Origin of the sequence: Streptomyces gobitricini, from assembly GCF_039532985.1 — a bacterium.
GTDB lineage: Bacteria > Actinomycetota > Actinomycetes > Streptomycetales > Streptomycetaceae > Streptomyces > Streptomyces gobitricini.
Map to the genome: position 1 here is coordinate 660316 of NZ_BAAASR010000002.1, position 14729 is coordinate 675044.

General features: G+C 71.7%; 12 protein-coding genes and 1 other RNA gene. 2 read left to right on the forward strand and 11 right to left on the reverse strand.

Translation table 11 applies throughout. From position 1 onward, the window contains the following. Positions 1-333: 333 nt before the first annotated feature. The 3 genes from ABD347_RS03880 to ABD347_RS03890 all read right to left on the reverse strand — a co-directional run bounded on the left by ABD347_RS03880 (position 334) and on the right by ABD347_RS03890 (position 4820). Positions 334-2520, reverse strand: coding sequence for a bifunctional polysaccharide deacetylase/glycosyltransferase family 2 protein (locus ABD347_RS03880; protein WP_344356285.1), 2187 nt, complete (start codon positions 2518-2520; stop codon positions 334-336). After that, complete coding sequence (locus ABD347_RS03885; protein ID WP_344356287.1) at positions 2521-3708, reverse strand: hypothetical protein; 1188 nt, start codon at positions 3706-3708, stop codon at positions 2521-2523. It lies immediately after the preceding gene. 146 nt (positions 3709-3854) lie between these two features. Further along, complete coding sequence (locus tag ABD347_RS03890; protein WP_344356289.1) at positions 3855-4820, reverse strand: LysR family transcriptional regulator; 966 nt, start codon at positions 4818-4820, stop codon at positions 3855-3857. 83 nt (positions 4821-4903) lie between these two features. Here ABD347_RS03890 and ABD347_RS03895 point away from each other — a divergent pair, with 83 nt between their 5' ends. Then, a complete protein-coding gene (locus ABD347_RS03895; protein ID WP_344356291.1) occupies positions 4904-6202 on the forward strand; it encodes an MFS transporter in 1299 nt (432 codons plus the stop codon). Positions 6203-6265: 63 nt separating this feature from the next. Here the strand turns inward: ABD347_RS03895 and ssrA are convergent. From ssrA to ftsE, 5 genes are all read right to left on the reverse strand, one after another. Further along, positions 6266-6636: a transfer-messenger RNA gene (gene ssrA / locus ABD347_RS03900) on the reverse strand. A 124-nt stretch (positions 6637-6760) separates the two neighbouring features. Further along, a complete protein-coding gene (gene smpB / locus ABD347_RS03905) occupies positions 6761-7246 on the reverse strand; it encodes an SsrA-binding protein SmpB (protein ID WP_073750546.1) in 486 nt (161 codons plus the stop codon). A gap of 18 nt (positions 7247-7264) precedes the next feature. Beyond that, positions 7265-8449, reverse strand: a complete 1185-nt coding sequence (locus tag ABD347_RS03910) for a S41 family peptidase (RefSeq protein ID WP_344356293.1) — start codon at positions 8447-8449, stop codon at positions 7265-7267. 67 nt (positions 8450-8516) lie between these two features. Beyond that, on the reverse strand, positions 8517-9437 hold the full coding sequence (gene ftsX / locus ABD347_RS03915) for a permease-like cell division protein FtsX (protein WP_344356295.1): 921 nt from the start codon (positions 9435-9437) through the stop codon (positions 8517-8519). 49 nt (positions 9438-9486) lie between these two features. After that, the gene (gene ftsE, locus ABD347_RS03920; protein WP_344356297.1) at positions 9487-10176 is read right to left on the reverse strand and encodes a cell division ATP-binding protein FtsE; all 690 of its coding nucleotides are present in this window, start codon (positions 10174-10176) and stop codon (positions 9487-9489) included. A gap of 277 nt (positions 10177-10453) precedes the next feature. Here ftsE and ABD347_RS03925 point away from each other — a divergent pair, with 277 nt between their 5' ends. Beyond that, positions 10454-10645 carry a hypothetical protein gene (locus ABD347_RS03925; protein WP_344356299.1) on the forward strand — a complete coding sequence of 64 codons (192 nt, stop codon included), beginning with the start codon at positions 10454-10456 and terminating at the stop codon, positions 10643-10645. A 97-nt stretch (positions 10646-10742) separates the two neighbouring features. Here the strand turns inward: ABD347_RS03925 and ABD347_RS03930 are convergent, their stop codons facing one another. The 3 genes from ABD347_RS03930 to ABD347_RS03940 all read right to left on the reverse strand — a co-directional run bounded on the left by ABD347_RS03930 (position 10743) and on the right by ABD347_RS03940 (position 14715). Further along, on the reverse strand, positions 10743-11732 hold the full coding sequence (locus tag ABD347_RS03930; protein ID WP_344356301.1) for a hypothetical protein: 990 nt from the start codon (positions 11730-11732) through the stop codon (positions 10743-10745). A 396-nt stretch (positions 11733-12128) separates the two neighbouring features. Then, positions 12129-13235 carry a peptide chain release factor 2 gene (gene prfB / locus ABD347_RS03935; protein ID WP_344356303.1) on the reverse strand — a complete coding sequence of 369 codons (1107 nt, stop codon included), beginning with the start codon at positions 13233-13235 and terminating at the stop codon, positions 12129-12131. 244 nt (positions 13236-13479) lie between these two features. Then, positions 13480-14715, reverse strand: a complete 1236-nt coding sequence (locus ABD347_RS03940; protein WP_344356305.1) for a serine/threonine-protein kinase — start codon at positions 14713-14715, stop codon at positions 13480-13482. Between the last annotated feature and the right edge of the window lie 14 nt (positions 14716-14729).

Below are 14729 nucleotides of genomic sequence, written 5' to 3' on the forward strand. Positions count from 1 at the left end.
CGGTGCTCGCGGGGCCGGAGCCGAAGGGGTCGGTGTCGTACGCGCCGGGAGCGGTGCCGCGGCCTGCCGCGGCGCGGCCGCCGCCGTACCCGTCCGCGCCGTACCCCGGCCGGGCCGGGCCGCCGGCGTGGGCGCCGGGGCGGACGGGGCCCGGGTCGCCGAACGCGTCGGCACCGGAGCCGAGCGGGCCGACACCCAGGAAGGCGGTGTCGTCCGGCGTACCGCGGCCGTCGTCCCCGGACGCCGGGGCCGGAGCCTGGGCCTGGGCCTGGGCCTGGGCCGGGATACGGAACCAGTCGGCTCCGTCGTCGGCCGGGCGGTTGGTGGGGGTCGTCATGCGACGGGCCTCCGATCGTCACCGCTGCGCCGCTGGCTCGGTATGGAGCCGGGCGCCTCCACCACACCGGTCCGGCGCAGCTTCTGCCAGCGCAGCCGGCCGCCGGTGAGAGCGGTGATCCAGGACTGGAGCAGCACCACGTACATGAGCTGCCGGTACAGGAGCTGCTGGAGGGGCAGCGATATGAGGTGGACCATGCTCTCGCGGTCGAGCCGGAAGGCGTACGCGGCGCACACGGCCTGGATGGCGAGGACGCCGAGCCAGGCGACGACGGTCTGGCCGGTGGGGCCGAAGACCAGGCCGTACAGCAGGAAGACGTCGATGAGCGGCGCCAGCAGCGGGAACAGCACCATGAACAGCGACACCAGCGGGAGTCCGACCCGGCCGAACCGGCCGGACGGGCCGCGCTCGATGATCGCGCGGCGGTGCTTCCAGATGGCCTGCATCGTGCCGTACGACCAGCGGTAGCGCTGGGACCACAGCTGCTGCACGGACTCCGGCGCCTCGGTCCAGGCGCGCGCCCGCTCCGCGTAGACCACGCGCCAGCCGTCGCGGTGCATGGCCATGGTGATGTCGGTGTCCTCGGCGAGGGTGTCCTCGCTCATACCGCCGACCCGCTCCAGGGCGTCGCGGCGGAACGCGCCGACGGCACCGGGGATGGTGGGCATGCAGCCCAGCAGGTCGTACATCCGGCGGTCGAGGTTGAAGCCCATCACGTACTCGATGTGCTGCCAGGCCCCGATGAGCGAGTCGCGGTTGCCGACCTTGGCGTTGCCCGCGACGGCGCCCACACGCGGGTCGCCGAAGGGCTGCACCAGCTCCCGGACGGTGGACGGTTCGAAGACCGTGTCGCCGTCCATCATCACGATGATGTCGTGGCGCGCGTGCCGGATGCCGTTGTTGAGCGCCTCGGGCTTGCCCGAGTTGACCTGCCGCACCACCCGGACGTTGGGCAGCCACATGTTCTCGACGATGTCGGCGGTGCCGTCCGTGGACCCGTCGTCGATGACGATGACCTCGATGGGGTGGTCACTGGCCATCAGCGAGCGCACCGTGTTCTCGATGCACTCCTTCTCGTTGTACGCGGGGACCAGCACCGTGACCGGCTCGGTGACCGCGGCGCCCCAGGTGAAGCCGCGCCGGCGCACCTTGCGGGCGTGCGCGAAGGACAGCACCAGCATCAGGCCGAAGCGGCCGATGACGAGGACGCCGATGACGGCCAGGCCGCCGACCAGGACCGTGGTGGTGCTCTCGGAGACGGCGACGGCGGTGACCCAGGCCCGGCCCTTCCACAGCTCGATGCCGGTGACCGGGGTGTGGGCGCTGGGCGCGCCGAGCGCCTCGGTGAGGACGGTGAAGTCGTACCCCCGCTTCTGCATCTGCGGCAGGAAACGGTCGAGCGCCTCGACGGTCTGGGAGCGGTCACCACCGGAGTCGTGCATCAGCACGATCGCGCCCTGGGTGCCCTTGGGGGTGGAGCGCTTGATGATCGCGTCGGCGCCGGGGCGCTTCCAGTCCTCGGAGTCGGTGTTGTTGAAGGCGGTGATGTAACCGCGCTCACCGATGTACTGGGTGACGGGCCAGGCCTCGTTGTCGAGGGCGCTGGAGAACGACGAGTACGGCGGCCGGAAGAGCGAGGAGCGGATGCCCGCGGCGCCGGCGATCGCCAGCTGGTTCTGGGACAGTTCCCAGTCGATCCGGTTCTTGGTCTGGAACGACAGGTCGGGGTGGTTGAAGGTGTGCAGGCCGACCTCGTGGCCCTCCTTCACCATCCGCTCGACCAGGTCGGGGTGGCGCGAGGCCATGGTGCCGGTGACGAAGAAGACGCCGTGGGCGTCGTACTCCTTCAGCTTGTCCAGGACGCGCGGCGTCCAGACCGGGTCCGGGCCATCGTCGAAGGTCAGGACGAGCTTCTTCTCGGGCACGCTCAGCGCCTTGGGGGCGTTCCTGTCGCGGGCGTCGATGACCGGTCCGCCCTTGAGGATGTGCTCGGGCACCTGGTCGTAGGAGACCGGGGGGCGCACGCGGTGGTCCGCGAGGATCTCGCTGTGGACGTAACCGCGCAGCATCAGCATCGCGAGGAGCGCGACCAGGAGGAGGGAGGGCAGCAGATAGCGCATGGGCAGTCTGCGCCGGCGGACGCGCCTCTGCTTCTGCGCGCGCCGCCTGCCGGGGGAAGTCATTTACTGTGCGCCTTCCGCGGCCATCTGCTGGCCGCCGCTCTCTCCGACCGGCGGGTCGGCGGGTTCTTCCGTCGGGGGCGTCGGGGGGGTGTCCGTGGGATCCGGATCCGGCGACTTGGGAGGCGTGACGGGCGGCGGCTGCTCGGTGTTCCCGGCGTCGGTGGGCCGGGCGGGAGTGGGCCGGCCGACGGGCTTCTCGTCGACCTCGGCGCCGCCGGCGGCTTCCCGGCTGGGCGTGCTGTCCGGCGCGGACGGAGTGCCCGGGCGGGGGGTGGCGGGCACGCCCTGGCTGCCGCCGTCGGCGGGCTGCGGGACGGCCTCGCCGCTGGAGTCGGTGGGGGCCGGGGCGCCGGGTACGGTCCCGGGGAGCCCGTCCTCGGGCGCTTCGCTGGTGCTGGGGGCGGGCTCGACCTGGACGGTCTCGGTCTTCTTCTCGTCGGCGGGGCCGGGTATGAGGAGCCAGGGGGCGGCGGAGTTGCCGCCGATGACGGAGACGACGAGCGTGATGGCGTACACCGCGCACGCGGTCGCGAGCACCCAGCCGAGACGGCGGAACTTCTTGCTGCGGCGGCCGCTCTCGTCGACGAAGACGGGCCCGTCGGAGAGCTCCTGGTCCGTCGGCACGGACCGTGAGGCGGACGGCGGCGCGGGAGCCGAAGGCGGTACGGGCGCGGAGGCGCCCACGGGTATGGCGGTGGTCACGGCCGGGAGCTCGGCCGTCAGGCCTTCCACGCCCCCGACGGCGGTGGCCCCGGCGTCCGGGCCGAAGGCGTCGGCCCGGTAGGCGATGGTCTCGTCCTCGTGGCCGGGAACGTCGAGGGGGTGGGCGTGTCCGTCGCCCTGGAAGGCGAGACCCTCGTCCCCGTACCCCTGGCCGCCGGTCGCGAAGGCGGGCTCCCCGGCGGGGTAGCCGTGATCGTCGGACGGGTAGCCGGTGGGGCCGGCCGGGTGGCCGTAATCGTGGTGGCCGTAGGCGTGGCCTTCGGCGGGGGGTGTCGTGCCCACGGGCTGGTAGCCGGGCGCATCGGCCGGGTACTCGGAGGCACCGGCCCGGTGTCCGGCACCGCCGTCCCGGCGTCCGAACGCGTCGAATGCGCTGAAGCCGTCGAGCTGGGCGGTCCCGTCGTGTGGCTCATTCTGGTGCCCGTCCCAGGCACTTTCTCGCCAATTGTCCACTGTTGTACGCACATCCCCCACTGAACGGACCTTTGGGTGCGCACACGGACCACTTGGGTACTCGCACCGGACCGGGCCCCCACCCACGCGGAGCGCCCCCACCTCACTGCACCCGGGCAATGAATGTAGCGCACGCCTGCAACGACTGGGCTTATGGTTCATTGATTCGGGCACATGTGCGTCAAATCACCCTCAGTGAGCCACGCTCCGGCCGGTCGCTTCAGCCACCCCTCGGACTCGGCCAGCGCGGCCGCCGCCTTGCGCAGCGCCTCGACGCCCGGGTGCTTGAGCCCCTTGCGCCACACCAGCGAGACGGGTGAGAGCGGCACCGGGTCGATCAGCGGCCGAAGCACGCACCCGGGCATGGCCGGAAAGTCCACGGCGACCAGGACGGGGCAACGAGATTTGGCCATGACCCGGCGGAACTCCTCGAACCCGATCGCCACCGGGGCCGGCGGGGCGACCCTGATGCCGCGTCCCGCGAAGAGCCGCTCGGCCAGGTCGGTCCACTCCCTGGTGGCGGGGTTCCCGGCACCCGCGTACACGGACTCCCCGGCGAGCGCGTCCAGCTCCACCTCCGGCCGGCCGGCCAGCGGGTGGTCGTCCGGCAGCAGCACGGCCATCGCCTCCCACCGCACGGGCTGGGCCGACAGCCGGGCGCGGACGGCGGGCACCAGCCCGGCGAACCGGCCGAAGGACACGTCCAGCCGTCCCGCCAGGATCTCGGCGGCCGCACCGGTCAGCCCGCTCTCGTAGCGGGCCATCAACTCGCACTCGGGAGCCAGTTCGCGGGCCCGCGCCAGGACCCGGCCACTGATCATCCCGTCGGTGTTGAGGTCCACCAGCAGCGGCCGCGCCCCGTCGGCGAAGGCGGCGCCCAGTTCGTCGTACGCCGCCAGCACGCCGTGCGCGTACGGCAGCAACCGCTCCCCGTCGACCGTGAGCACCACCTGCCGGGTGGTCCGGGTGAACAGCTCGGCGCCCAGCTCCCGCTCCAGGCGCCGGATGTCCCGGCTGAGCGCCTGCTGGGCGACGTACAGCCGGGTGGCGGCACGCGTGAAGTGCAGCTCCTCGGCGACGGCCACGAAGGCGCGCAGGAGCCGGGGTTCGATGTCATGGGCCACGGGCCGAATTTACAACCAGGGCGCGTCAATGGGCCCCCACCAGGTGTTGGACCGCCGGCGCCCCCCGGCACGAGGCTGACCGCATGCCGCAGTCGAACAGCACCCCGCCGCTCGCCCTCACCGCCGAGTCCCCCGTCATCGCCCCCCGTTACACGGAGTCGGCACACGGCCCGGCTCCCCGCCCCACGTCGCGCGGGACGCTCGCCTCCTACCGCCGCCTGTTCGCGACACCGGGCGCCCGGGCCTTCACCGCCGGGAACCTCGTGGCGCGCCTCCCCATGGGGATGTTCAGCGTGAGCGCGGTCATCATGATCGCCGGGACGTACGGCTCCTACGCCCTCGCCGGCGCCGTCACCGCCACCGGGCTGGCCGCCACCGCGCTGGTGGCGCCGTTCACGGCCCGCCTGGTCGACCGGTACGGGCAGGCCCGGATCGCCGTGCCCGCCACCGTGCTCGCCGTCCTCGGGTCGCTGGCCCTGCTGCTGTGCGTGCGCCACCAGGCGCCCGCCTGGACGCTGTTCGCCGCGTACGCCGCGACCGCGACCACGCCCAACACCGGCGGCATGTCCCGTGCCCGCTGGGCTCACCTGCACCGGGGCGACCCCGCCGCGCTCCATACTGCGAACGCCTTCGAGCAGGCCGTCGACGAGCTGTGCTTCATGATCGGCCCGGTTCTCGCCGCGTTCCTGTGCGCGGCCCTCTTCCCGGAGGCCGGCACCCTGACCGGCGCGGCCCTGCTGCTCACCGGGGTGCTGCTCTTCGCGGCACAGCGCGCCACCGAGCCGCCCGTCGCACCCCGCGCCGGCGGGGCCGGCACACCACTGCGCACCCCCGGCATGCCGGCCCTGCTGGTGGTGTTCCTGGCGACCGGCGCGGTCTTCGGGTCGATGGAGGTCGTCACCCTGGCGTACGCGGACGGCCCCGTGGCCGGCGCGCTGCTGGCGCTCCAGGCCGCCGGGTCGTGCGCGGCCGGTCTGGTGTACGGGTCGGTGTCGGTGCCCGGGGGCGACGTACGGCGCCGGTTGCTCGGCTGCCTCGCCGCGATGACCGCCCTGATGTCGCTGCCGCTGCTGTCGGCGGCCGGTACGGGCTCGCTGGTCGCGCTGGCGGGCGCCCTGCTGGTCGCGGGGATGGCCACCGCGCCGACGATGGTGACGGGCATGACGCTGGTCCAGCGCCTGACACCCGCGGCGCAGCTCAACGAGGGCATGACGCTCGCCGTCACCGCCCTGCTCGGGGGCATCGCGGTGGGCTCGGCGACCGGCGGCTGGACGGTCGAGCACGCGGGCGCCACCGCCGGGTACGCCGTGCCGGTCACGGCGGCGGCGGGCGCCCTCGTCCTGGCGGCGGGCGCGGGTATGGCGAAGGCCCGGCTGCCGTGACGGCTGCCGGGCCTTCGCCCACATGGGGTGACGGGTCCGGGGGCAAGCCCCCGGAGGTACCGCTCGTGGAGATGGCGGGAATCGAACCCGCGTCCAACGGTGCAGAATCAGGGCTTCTCCGTGTGCAGTCCGCTGCGATTTTCTCGGCCCCGGAGATCACGCGGACAAGTCTCCGACGGGCTCAGTCACTGTTTGATTTCCCTCTACACCCCGTGACCGGGTCTAGAGGTTTAGTTCCCTAGCTGATGCCAGGATCCGGGTCGGGAACAGCCCCGGGCTGACACTTCGCAAGCTCGCTACTTAGGCAGCGAGGGCGAAGGAATCGCGCTTGGTGTTGGCGATTATTTTTTGCGACATATGGTTTACGAGATCATTGCCGCTTCCTCGACACGCTTCCCCTGCTTCGACATCCGCTGTCGAAACCGATCATCCCCATGTTGATTTTTCAAACCGTGCCCCCGAGGGGGCTCGCCCCCGCTGTGAGGGGCAGGTGCCATCGTACGTGACCAACGCCCGACGGTGCCAGCCTATTCCGGGGCGGGCGGCCGAACGGGCCGGTCAGGCCCGCTCGCGGCGCTTGACCGCCGAGATCACCCGCTCCGCCTCACGGCGGTCCTGCTTCTCCCGCAGCGTCTGGCGCTTGTCGTACTCCTTCTTGCCCTTCGCCAGGGCGATCTCCACCTTCGCCCGGCCGTCCTTGAAGTACAGCGACAGGGGCACGATGGTGTGACCCGTCTCCTGGGACTTCGACTCCAGCTTGTCGATCTCGTACCGGTGCATCAGCAGCTTCCGCTTGCGGCGGGCGCTGTGGTTGGTCCACGTGCCCTGCGCGTACTCCGGTACGTGCACGTTGTGCAGCCAGGCTTCGTTGCCGTCGATCTGGACGAACCCGTCCACCAGCGACGCCCGCCCCTGGCGCAGCGACTTCACCTCGGTACCGGTCAGCACCAGCCCGCACTCGTAGGTGTCGATGATGGTGTAGTCGTGCCGCGCCTTCTTGTTCTGCGCGATCAGTTTGCGCCCTGTGTTCTTTTCCTTGGCCATAGTGCCGCCATTTTCGCACTACGTGCCGCCCCCGAGGCCACTCAATACCGTACGGGCCCGCTCCTCGGCACGGTCGGCGACCACCACGTCGGGGACGATGCCGCGGCCGTCCACCCCGTGCCCGGAAGGGGTGCGGTAGTGGCCGACGGTCAGCTCGGCGACCGAGCCGTCGGGCAGCCGGCTGGGCAGCTGGACCGCCCCCTTGCCGAAGGTCCGGGAACCGACCGTGACGGCCCGGCCGCGGTCCTTGAGGGCCCCGGCGAGCAGCTCGGCCGCGCTCATGGTGCCGCCGTCCACCAACGCCACCAGGGGCCTGCCGGTGTCGCCGCCGGGCTGCGCGTACAGCGCCCGGTCCTCGTCGTGCACGTCGTACGTGGCGACGAGGCCGCCGTCGAGGAAGGCGGACGCCGCCGCGACGGCCTCGGTGACCAGACCGCCGCTGTTGCCCCGCAGGTCCAGCAGGACACCGGCACCCCGGGGGGCGTCGCGGACCGCGTCCCGCACCCGCCCGCCCGTGCCCTTGGTGAACGCCGCGACCCTGATCCGCAGCGCCCCGTCGGCCAGCCGCTGCACGGTCACGTCCTCGGTGGCGAGGCTGGCCCGGCGCAGCGTCTGGCTCCACGCGCGCGTGCCGCGCTGCACCCGGACGGAGACCGGCGAACCGGGCGGGGCGCCCTCGCCCCGCAGCAGGGCGACGACCTCGGCGGCGGACCGGCCGTCCACCGGGCGGCCGTCGACCGAGCGGATCCGGTCGCCGACCTTCAGACCCGCCCGGTCCGCCGGGCCACCGCCCTGGACGCGGGCCACCTCGATCCGGCCGTCGGCCGCGCGGCGGGCGGACAGGCCGACGCCCGTGTAGCGTCCGTCGAGCGCCTGCTCGAACTCCTCGTACTCGCGCCGGTCGTAGACGACGCCCCAGCGGTCGCCGCTGCGGCTGACGACCTCCTTGGCGGCCTTGGCGCCGGACTTGCCGTCCGCCATGGCCTCGGCCGCCGCGCGCGCCAGCTCCCGCTGGTCGACCTCGCCCCGTCCGGCACCGGCGTCCGGGACGGCCCGGGCGACGGGCCGCTCGGGCGGGTCCTCCTCGTGAGGAAGGCAGTTGGTCACCGCGGCGGCGACGAGGACGGAGGCGAAGACGAACGTCAGGGCCGCCCCGCGGCTGCGAGCGCCGCGGGGCCGGGTACAGAACGCGGGGCCCAGCATGGCGCCCACTCTAGGACAAGGAAAAGGCGCCGCACGGTTGTTGTCCGCACGGCGCCATTGGCAATCGTCACACCTTCAGGTACTTGCGCAACGCGATGGCGGCCGCAAGTGAGGGCATCAGAAGACCGATGACCATGACGAGCGGAAGCACCGTCATCACCGCGTCCCAGCCGATGAAGTTGACCAGCGGCATGCTCTGCGCCAGGTTGAGCCCCGCGTCGATCATGAAATACCGGCCGACCAGCAGCATCGCGCAGGCCACGACGCCGCCGAGCAGGCCCGCCACGGCGGCCTCCATGATGAACGGCATCTGGATGTAGAAACTCGACGCGCCGACCAGCCGCATGATGCCGGTCTCACGGCGCCGGCTGAACGCCGAGACACGGACCGTGTTGACGATCAGCATCAGCGCGATGACCAGCATCAGCGCCATGACGCACAGGGCCGCGACGTTCATGCCCCGCATCATCTGGAACAGGTTCTCCAGCGTCTGGCGCTGGTCCTGCACGGAGTGCACACCCGCCCTCCCCGCGAACGCGGTCGCCACGACCTTGTACTTCTCCGGGTCCTTCAGTTTGACCCGGTACGACTCCTGCATCTGGTCCGGCGTGATGATGCTGGCGATGGCCGTGTCGCCGTACTGCTCCCTGTAGTGCTTGTACGCCTCGTCCGCCGTCTCGTGGTGGACCTTCTCCACGAGGTTCTCCAGCTTGGCGAGGTCGGCCTCGATCTCCTTCTTCTGCTGGGCGGTGACCGCGCCCTTGTCGCAGGTGCCGCCGGCCGCGGCGTCGTTCTTGTTGCAGAGGTAGATCGTGACGTTGACCTTGTCGTACCAGAAGTCCTTCATCACGCTGACCTGCTCGCGCATGAGCAGCGCACCGCCGAAGAGGGCGAGTGACAGAGCCACGGAGACGATGACGGCGAAGGTCATCGTGAGATTGCGACGGAGGCCGACACCGATCTCCGACAGTACGAACTGGGCGCGCATCGCGTGCGTTCAGCCTTTCCTTGCTGCGGGGTGCTGCGGGTGCTGCTGCTCAGTGCTGGTAGCCGTAGACGCCGCGCGCCTGGTCGCGTACGAGACGGCCCTTCTCCAGCTCGATGACCCGCTTGCGCATCTGGTCGACGATGTTCTGGTCGTGCGTCGCCATGATGACGGTGGTGCCGGTGCGGTTGATCCGGTCCAGCAGCTTCATGATGCCGACGGAGGTCTGCGGGTCCAGGTTGCCGGTCGGCTCGTCGGCGATCAGCAGCATGGGCCGGTTGACGAACGCACGGGCGATGGCGACCCGCTGCTGCTCACCACCGGACAGCTCGCCGGGCATCCGGTCCTCCTTGCCGCCGAGGCCGACGAGGTCGAGGACCTGGGGGACGGCCTTGCGGATCTCACCGCGCGGCTTGCCGATGACCTCCTGCGCGAACGCCACGTTCTGCGCGACGGTCTTGTTGGGCAGCAGGCGGAAGTCCTGGAAGACGGTGCCGAGCTGGCGGCGCATGTGCGGCACCTTCCAGTTGGACAGCCGGGCGAGGTCCTTGCCCAGAACGTGCACCGAGCCGTGGCTGGCGCGCTCCTCGCGCAGGACCAGCCGCAGGAAGGTGGACTTTCCGGAGCCGGAGGACCCGACCAGGAAGACGAACTCGCCCTTCTCGATCTCCAGGGAGACGTCCCTCAGGGCGGGGCGGTTCTGCTTCGGGTAGGTCTTGGAGACGTTGTCGAATCGGATCACGGGTGCACCACGGTCGGCAGGGAGTAGGTGAGCGTGACCATACGCGACTGGGCATGCCGCGTGCAGTCGCCGTTCTGCCTTGCGCCTTTTGTCCGTGTGCGGTAGGAGCCCGCGGCGGCGGTAATCCGGCGGGGCGCGCCTAAACTCTCCGAAGCTGGCACAGTGGTAGGGGGAACGGTTGCGTTTCCCTGAGCGTTGTGCGGAGAGAACCTGTGCACGGTCCGCGTCAGTGCACGGTCCGCGTCTGCGGCTCCGCCGCGCGGGAGGAGGAGAGCGCATGACCTATGACCGATTGGTGTGCGCCAACTGCGCGGCACCCGTCAACGAGGGCCGGTGCCGCGTCTGCCGGGCGAACCGGGAGCGCCTCCAGCAGGAGGGCCCCTTCGGCGGACTGAACCCGGCGGCCCTGCTGTCGCTGGTGCTGATCCTGGTCGCGGCGGTGGCCCTGCTGGCGCACCAGACCGCGTAAGGCTTCCCGTACGTCCGTCGGGCGTGCGTCGTACACGCGGAAGGGCCCGGGCGGCCGATCGAGGCCTGCCCGGGCCCTTCCGTCGCTCTACGGCCGGTTACGCGACCGTACGGCCACCGCCCACGAGGCGCGGCAGCATGCGGAAGCCGATGCCACCGGCGATCATCGTCGCGGCGCCGATGAGCAGGAACGAGGTTTCGGCGGCGCCCGTCTCGGCGAGCTCCTCCTTGGCCTTGCCCTGCTCGACCGGCTGAGAGCCGGCGGAGTTGGTGTCGGTGTTGTCGGCGCACTCGGCACCGTCGAGGTCGACGGTGCAGGTGCCGGCGTCGTTACCGCCCGTCACGGAGCCGGAGGTGCCGGAGCCGCCGGTAGCGGTGGAACCGCCCTGGCTGCCGCCGGTGGCCGTGGAGCCGCCCTGGCTGCCGCCGGTGGCGGTGGAACCGCCCTGGTTGCCACCGTTGCCGCCGTTGCCGCCGGAGTTGCCGGTGCCACCCTGGTCGCCGGTGCCACCCTGGTCGCCGGTACCGCCCTGGTCGCCCGTGCCACCCTGGTCACCGGTACCACCCTGGTCGCCCGTACCACCCTGGTCACCGGTACCACCCTGGTCGCCCGTACCACCCTGGTCACCGGTACCACCCTGGTCACCGGTACCACCCTGGTCGCCCGTGCCACCCTGGTCGCCCGTGCCACCCTGGTCGCCCGTGCCACCCTGGTCACCGGTACCACCCTGGTCGCCCGTGCCACCCTGGTCGCCCGTACCACCCTGGTCACCGGTACCACCCTGGTCACCGGTACCACCCTGGTCGCCCGTGCCACCCTGGTCGCCCGTGCCACCCTGGTCGCCCGTGCCACCCTGGTCACCGGTACCACCCTGGTCGGCACCGCCGTCGACACCGCCCGGGTCACCGTCGTTGATCCCAAGGCCGGCCTCGATGCCGCCCTCGTTCACCTCGGCCTGAACGCCGATGCCGGGGACCTCGACACCTCCGACCGCCGAGGCGGCGCCCGCCGCGGTCAGGGACGCTCCGGCTGCGATCACCGCACCGGCTGCGATCCGCGCCACGCGGACCCGCGTCTTCTTGGTCATCTGCCTGCTACCCCCAGTAGCTCATTCGTCCATGGAGCAGCGCTCGGGGCAGCGGACGCTGGGGGTCTTGCTCAGTTGCCCCCCGATCACACGCGCCCCAGTCATGCGCATGCCGCGCGTCAGCTTTCCCACTTTTCGTACAAGCGTCAAGGCGGTTGCGCGTGCGATGCCCGAAATGGTCACAGTTGCCGGGCGTGCAACGATGCAACTGTGACGTAAAAGGCGAACACCGGTCCACCAAAGGCCAGTTTCCTTGTCGACAAAGCGAGGTCAGGGCCAACGTTGCGCTTGCGGCAGCGAATTGCTCCCGCGTACGCGGACGGCGCCGGACCACCTGCTGGACAGGTTGTCCGGCGCCGAAAGGCCCGGTGAATCCGAGGTGTTGCTGCCCGAGGGCTACTTCTCCTGCTGCTTCCGCCAGCGGATGCCCGCCTCGAGGAAGCCGTCGATCTCACCGTCGAGGACGGCCTGCGGGTTGCCGACCTCGAACTCCGTACGGAGGTCCTTGACCATCTGGTACGGGTGCAGGACGTACGAACGCATCTGGTTGCCCCAGGAGTTGCCGCCGTTGCCCTTGAGGGCGTCCATCTTGGCCTGCTCCTCCTGGCGGCGCCGCTCCAGCAGCTTCGCCTGGAGGACGTTCATCGCGCTGGCCTTGTTCTGGATCTGCGAGCGCTCGTTCTGGCAGGAGACCACGATGCCGGTCGGGATGTGCGTGATGCGCACGGCCGAGTCGGTGGTGTTCACGCCCTGGCCGCCCGGACCGGACGCGCGGTAGACGTCCACGCGCAGCTCGGACTCGTCGATCTCGACGTGGTCGGACTGCTCCACCACCGGCAGCACCTCGACGCCCGCGAAGGACGTCTGGCGGCGGCCCTGGTTGTCGAAGGGGGAGATACGGACCAGACGGTGCGTGCCCTGCTCCACCGAGAGAGTGCCGTAGGCGTACGGGGCCTTGACGACGAAGGTGGTCGACTTGATGCCGGCCTCTTCCGCGTACGACGTCTCGTAGACCTCCGTCGAGTGGCCGTGCCGCTCGGCCCAGCGCAGGTACATCCGCTGGAGGCGCTCGGCGAAGTCGGAGGCGTCGACACCGCCCGCCTCGGCGCGGATGTTGACCAGCGCCTCGCGCTCGTCGTACTCGCCGGACAGGAGGGTGCGGACCTCCATCTCGTCCAGCGCCTTGCGGACGGAGGCGAGCTCCGCCTCCGCCTCGGCGAGGGTGTCCGAGTCGTCCATCTCCTCGGCGAGCTCGAAGAGTACGGCGAGGTCGTCGATGCGACTGCGCAGTGCCTCGGTCTTGCGCACCTCGGCCTGGAGGTGCGAGAGCTTGCTCGTGATCTTCTGCGCCGCCTCCGGGTCGTCCCAGAGGGACGGGGCCGCGGCCTGCTCCTCGAGCACGGCGATGTCTGCCCTCATCCTGTCGAGGTCCAGGACGGCCTCGATCGACCCCATGGTCGAGGAGAGGGACTTCAGCTCTTCGGATACATCGACGACTGCCACGACACCAGCGTAACGGCTGCGTGCGACAGCCCGGCCCCCCAGGCGGCGACCAGGGCCGCTCTTCCTGGTCCGGGGCCGGAATCCGGGGGGGGGCGGCCCGCCGCGACAGCGCCGGCGGCCCGGCGGCGGGTGGGGTCACGCGGCGGGTGCGGTCACGCGGCGGAGGAGAGGCCCGTGGAGGAGGGGCCCGTGGTGGGGGCGCTCCCGCGCCCGTACCGCCAGGGGGACGCCGGCGGGCAGCTCCCTAGGGCTGCGACGGGGCGGAACGCTGGGAGTCCTGGGGCGGGGCGCCCGGGTCGTCCTCGCCGGCCGCCAGGTAGCCGCCGATCCCGGCGGCGGTGGCGAGGGCGATGGTGGCGATACCGATGGTGATGCGGCGCTTGCGGACCGCTTCGGACCTGTGCCGGGCGGACCCGGGGCGGTGTCCGCCGGCAGGGCGGGGGGCGCGGGCGGTGCCCCGGGGGCCGCCGGAGAGCTCGTCGGGGGCCGGGACGCGCATGGAGGTGTGGGTGTCCCGGTTGGAGTCGGTGGACGAGCCCGGCACCAGCGGCACGGCGGTCCGGCGCGGGGTGTTCGGGACCGTCGGGTACGGGTCGTCCTCGTACGCCTCCACGGAGGGCTCGGCGTCCGGCTCGTCCACGTCGAGCGGCGGCATGCTCGCGACGAGCGGCAGGAGGTCGTGCAGGCGGGCGGCGAGCTCGGAGGCGCGCAGCCTGGACGCGGGGGCCTTGGCGAGGCACTGGACGATCAGCTGCCACAGTTCGTCCGGGATGCCGGGCAGCGGGACGACGGTCTCGGTGACGTGCCGGCGCAGCACGGCGCCCGGGTGTCCGCCGCCGAACGGCGTGAAGCCGGCGAGCAGCTCGTACAGCACCGTCGCCAGGGCGTAGATGTCGACGGCCGCGCGCGGCGGGAGCCCCTCGACGATCTCGGGGGCGACGTAGTCCGGCGTGCCGATGACGCGGGTGGACTTGGTGCGGCCGGGGGTGTCGATCAGCTTGGCGACGCCGAAGTCGGTGAGGAGGGCGGGGTGGGCGCCGCCGGGACCGAGCGGGCCCTCCATGTCGAGCAGGATGTTCTCCGGCTTGACGTCGCGGTGGACGATCCCGGCGGCGTGCGCGGCGGCCAGGGCCTCGGCGACGTCCGCGACGATCGAGACGGCCGCCGCGGGGGCGAGTCTGCGCTCGCGGTCCAGCCGGGTGCGCAGGTCCGTGCCGCGGACCAGGTCCATGACGAGGGCGAGGTCGTTGCCGTCGACGACCAGGTCTCGGACGGCCACCACGCGCGCGTGGTCCAGCCCGAGCAGGGCGGTGCGCTCCTGGACGAAGCGCCCGACGAGTTCCTGGTCGGAGGCCAGGTCCTCGCGCAACAGCTTGATGGCGACGGGGCCCTCCGGGCCCTCGCCGAGCCACACCGTCCCGGCACTGCCCCGCCCCAGGATCTGGTGGGCCGTGTACCGGCTGCCGATCTTCCGTGCCAAGACTGCTCCCTCAG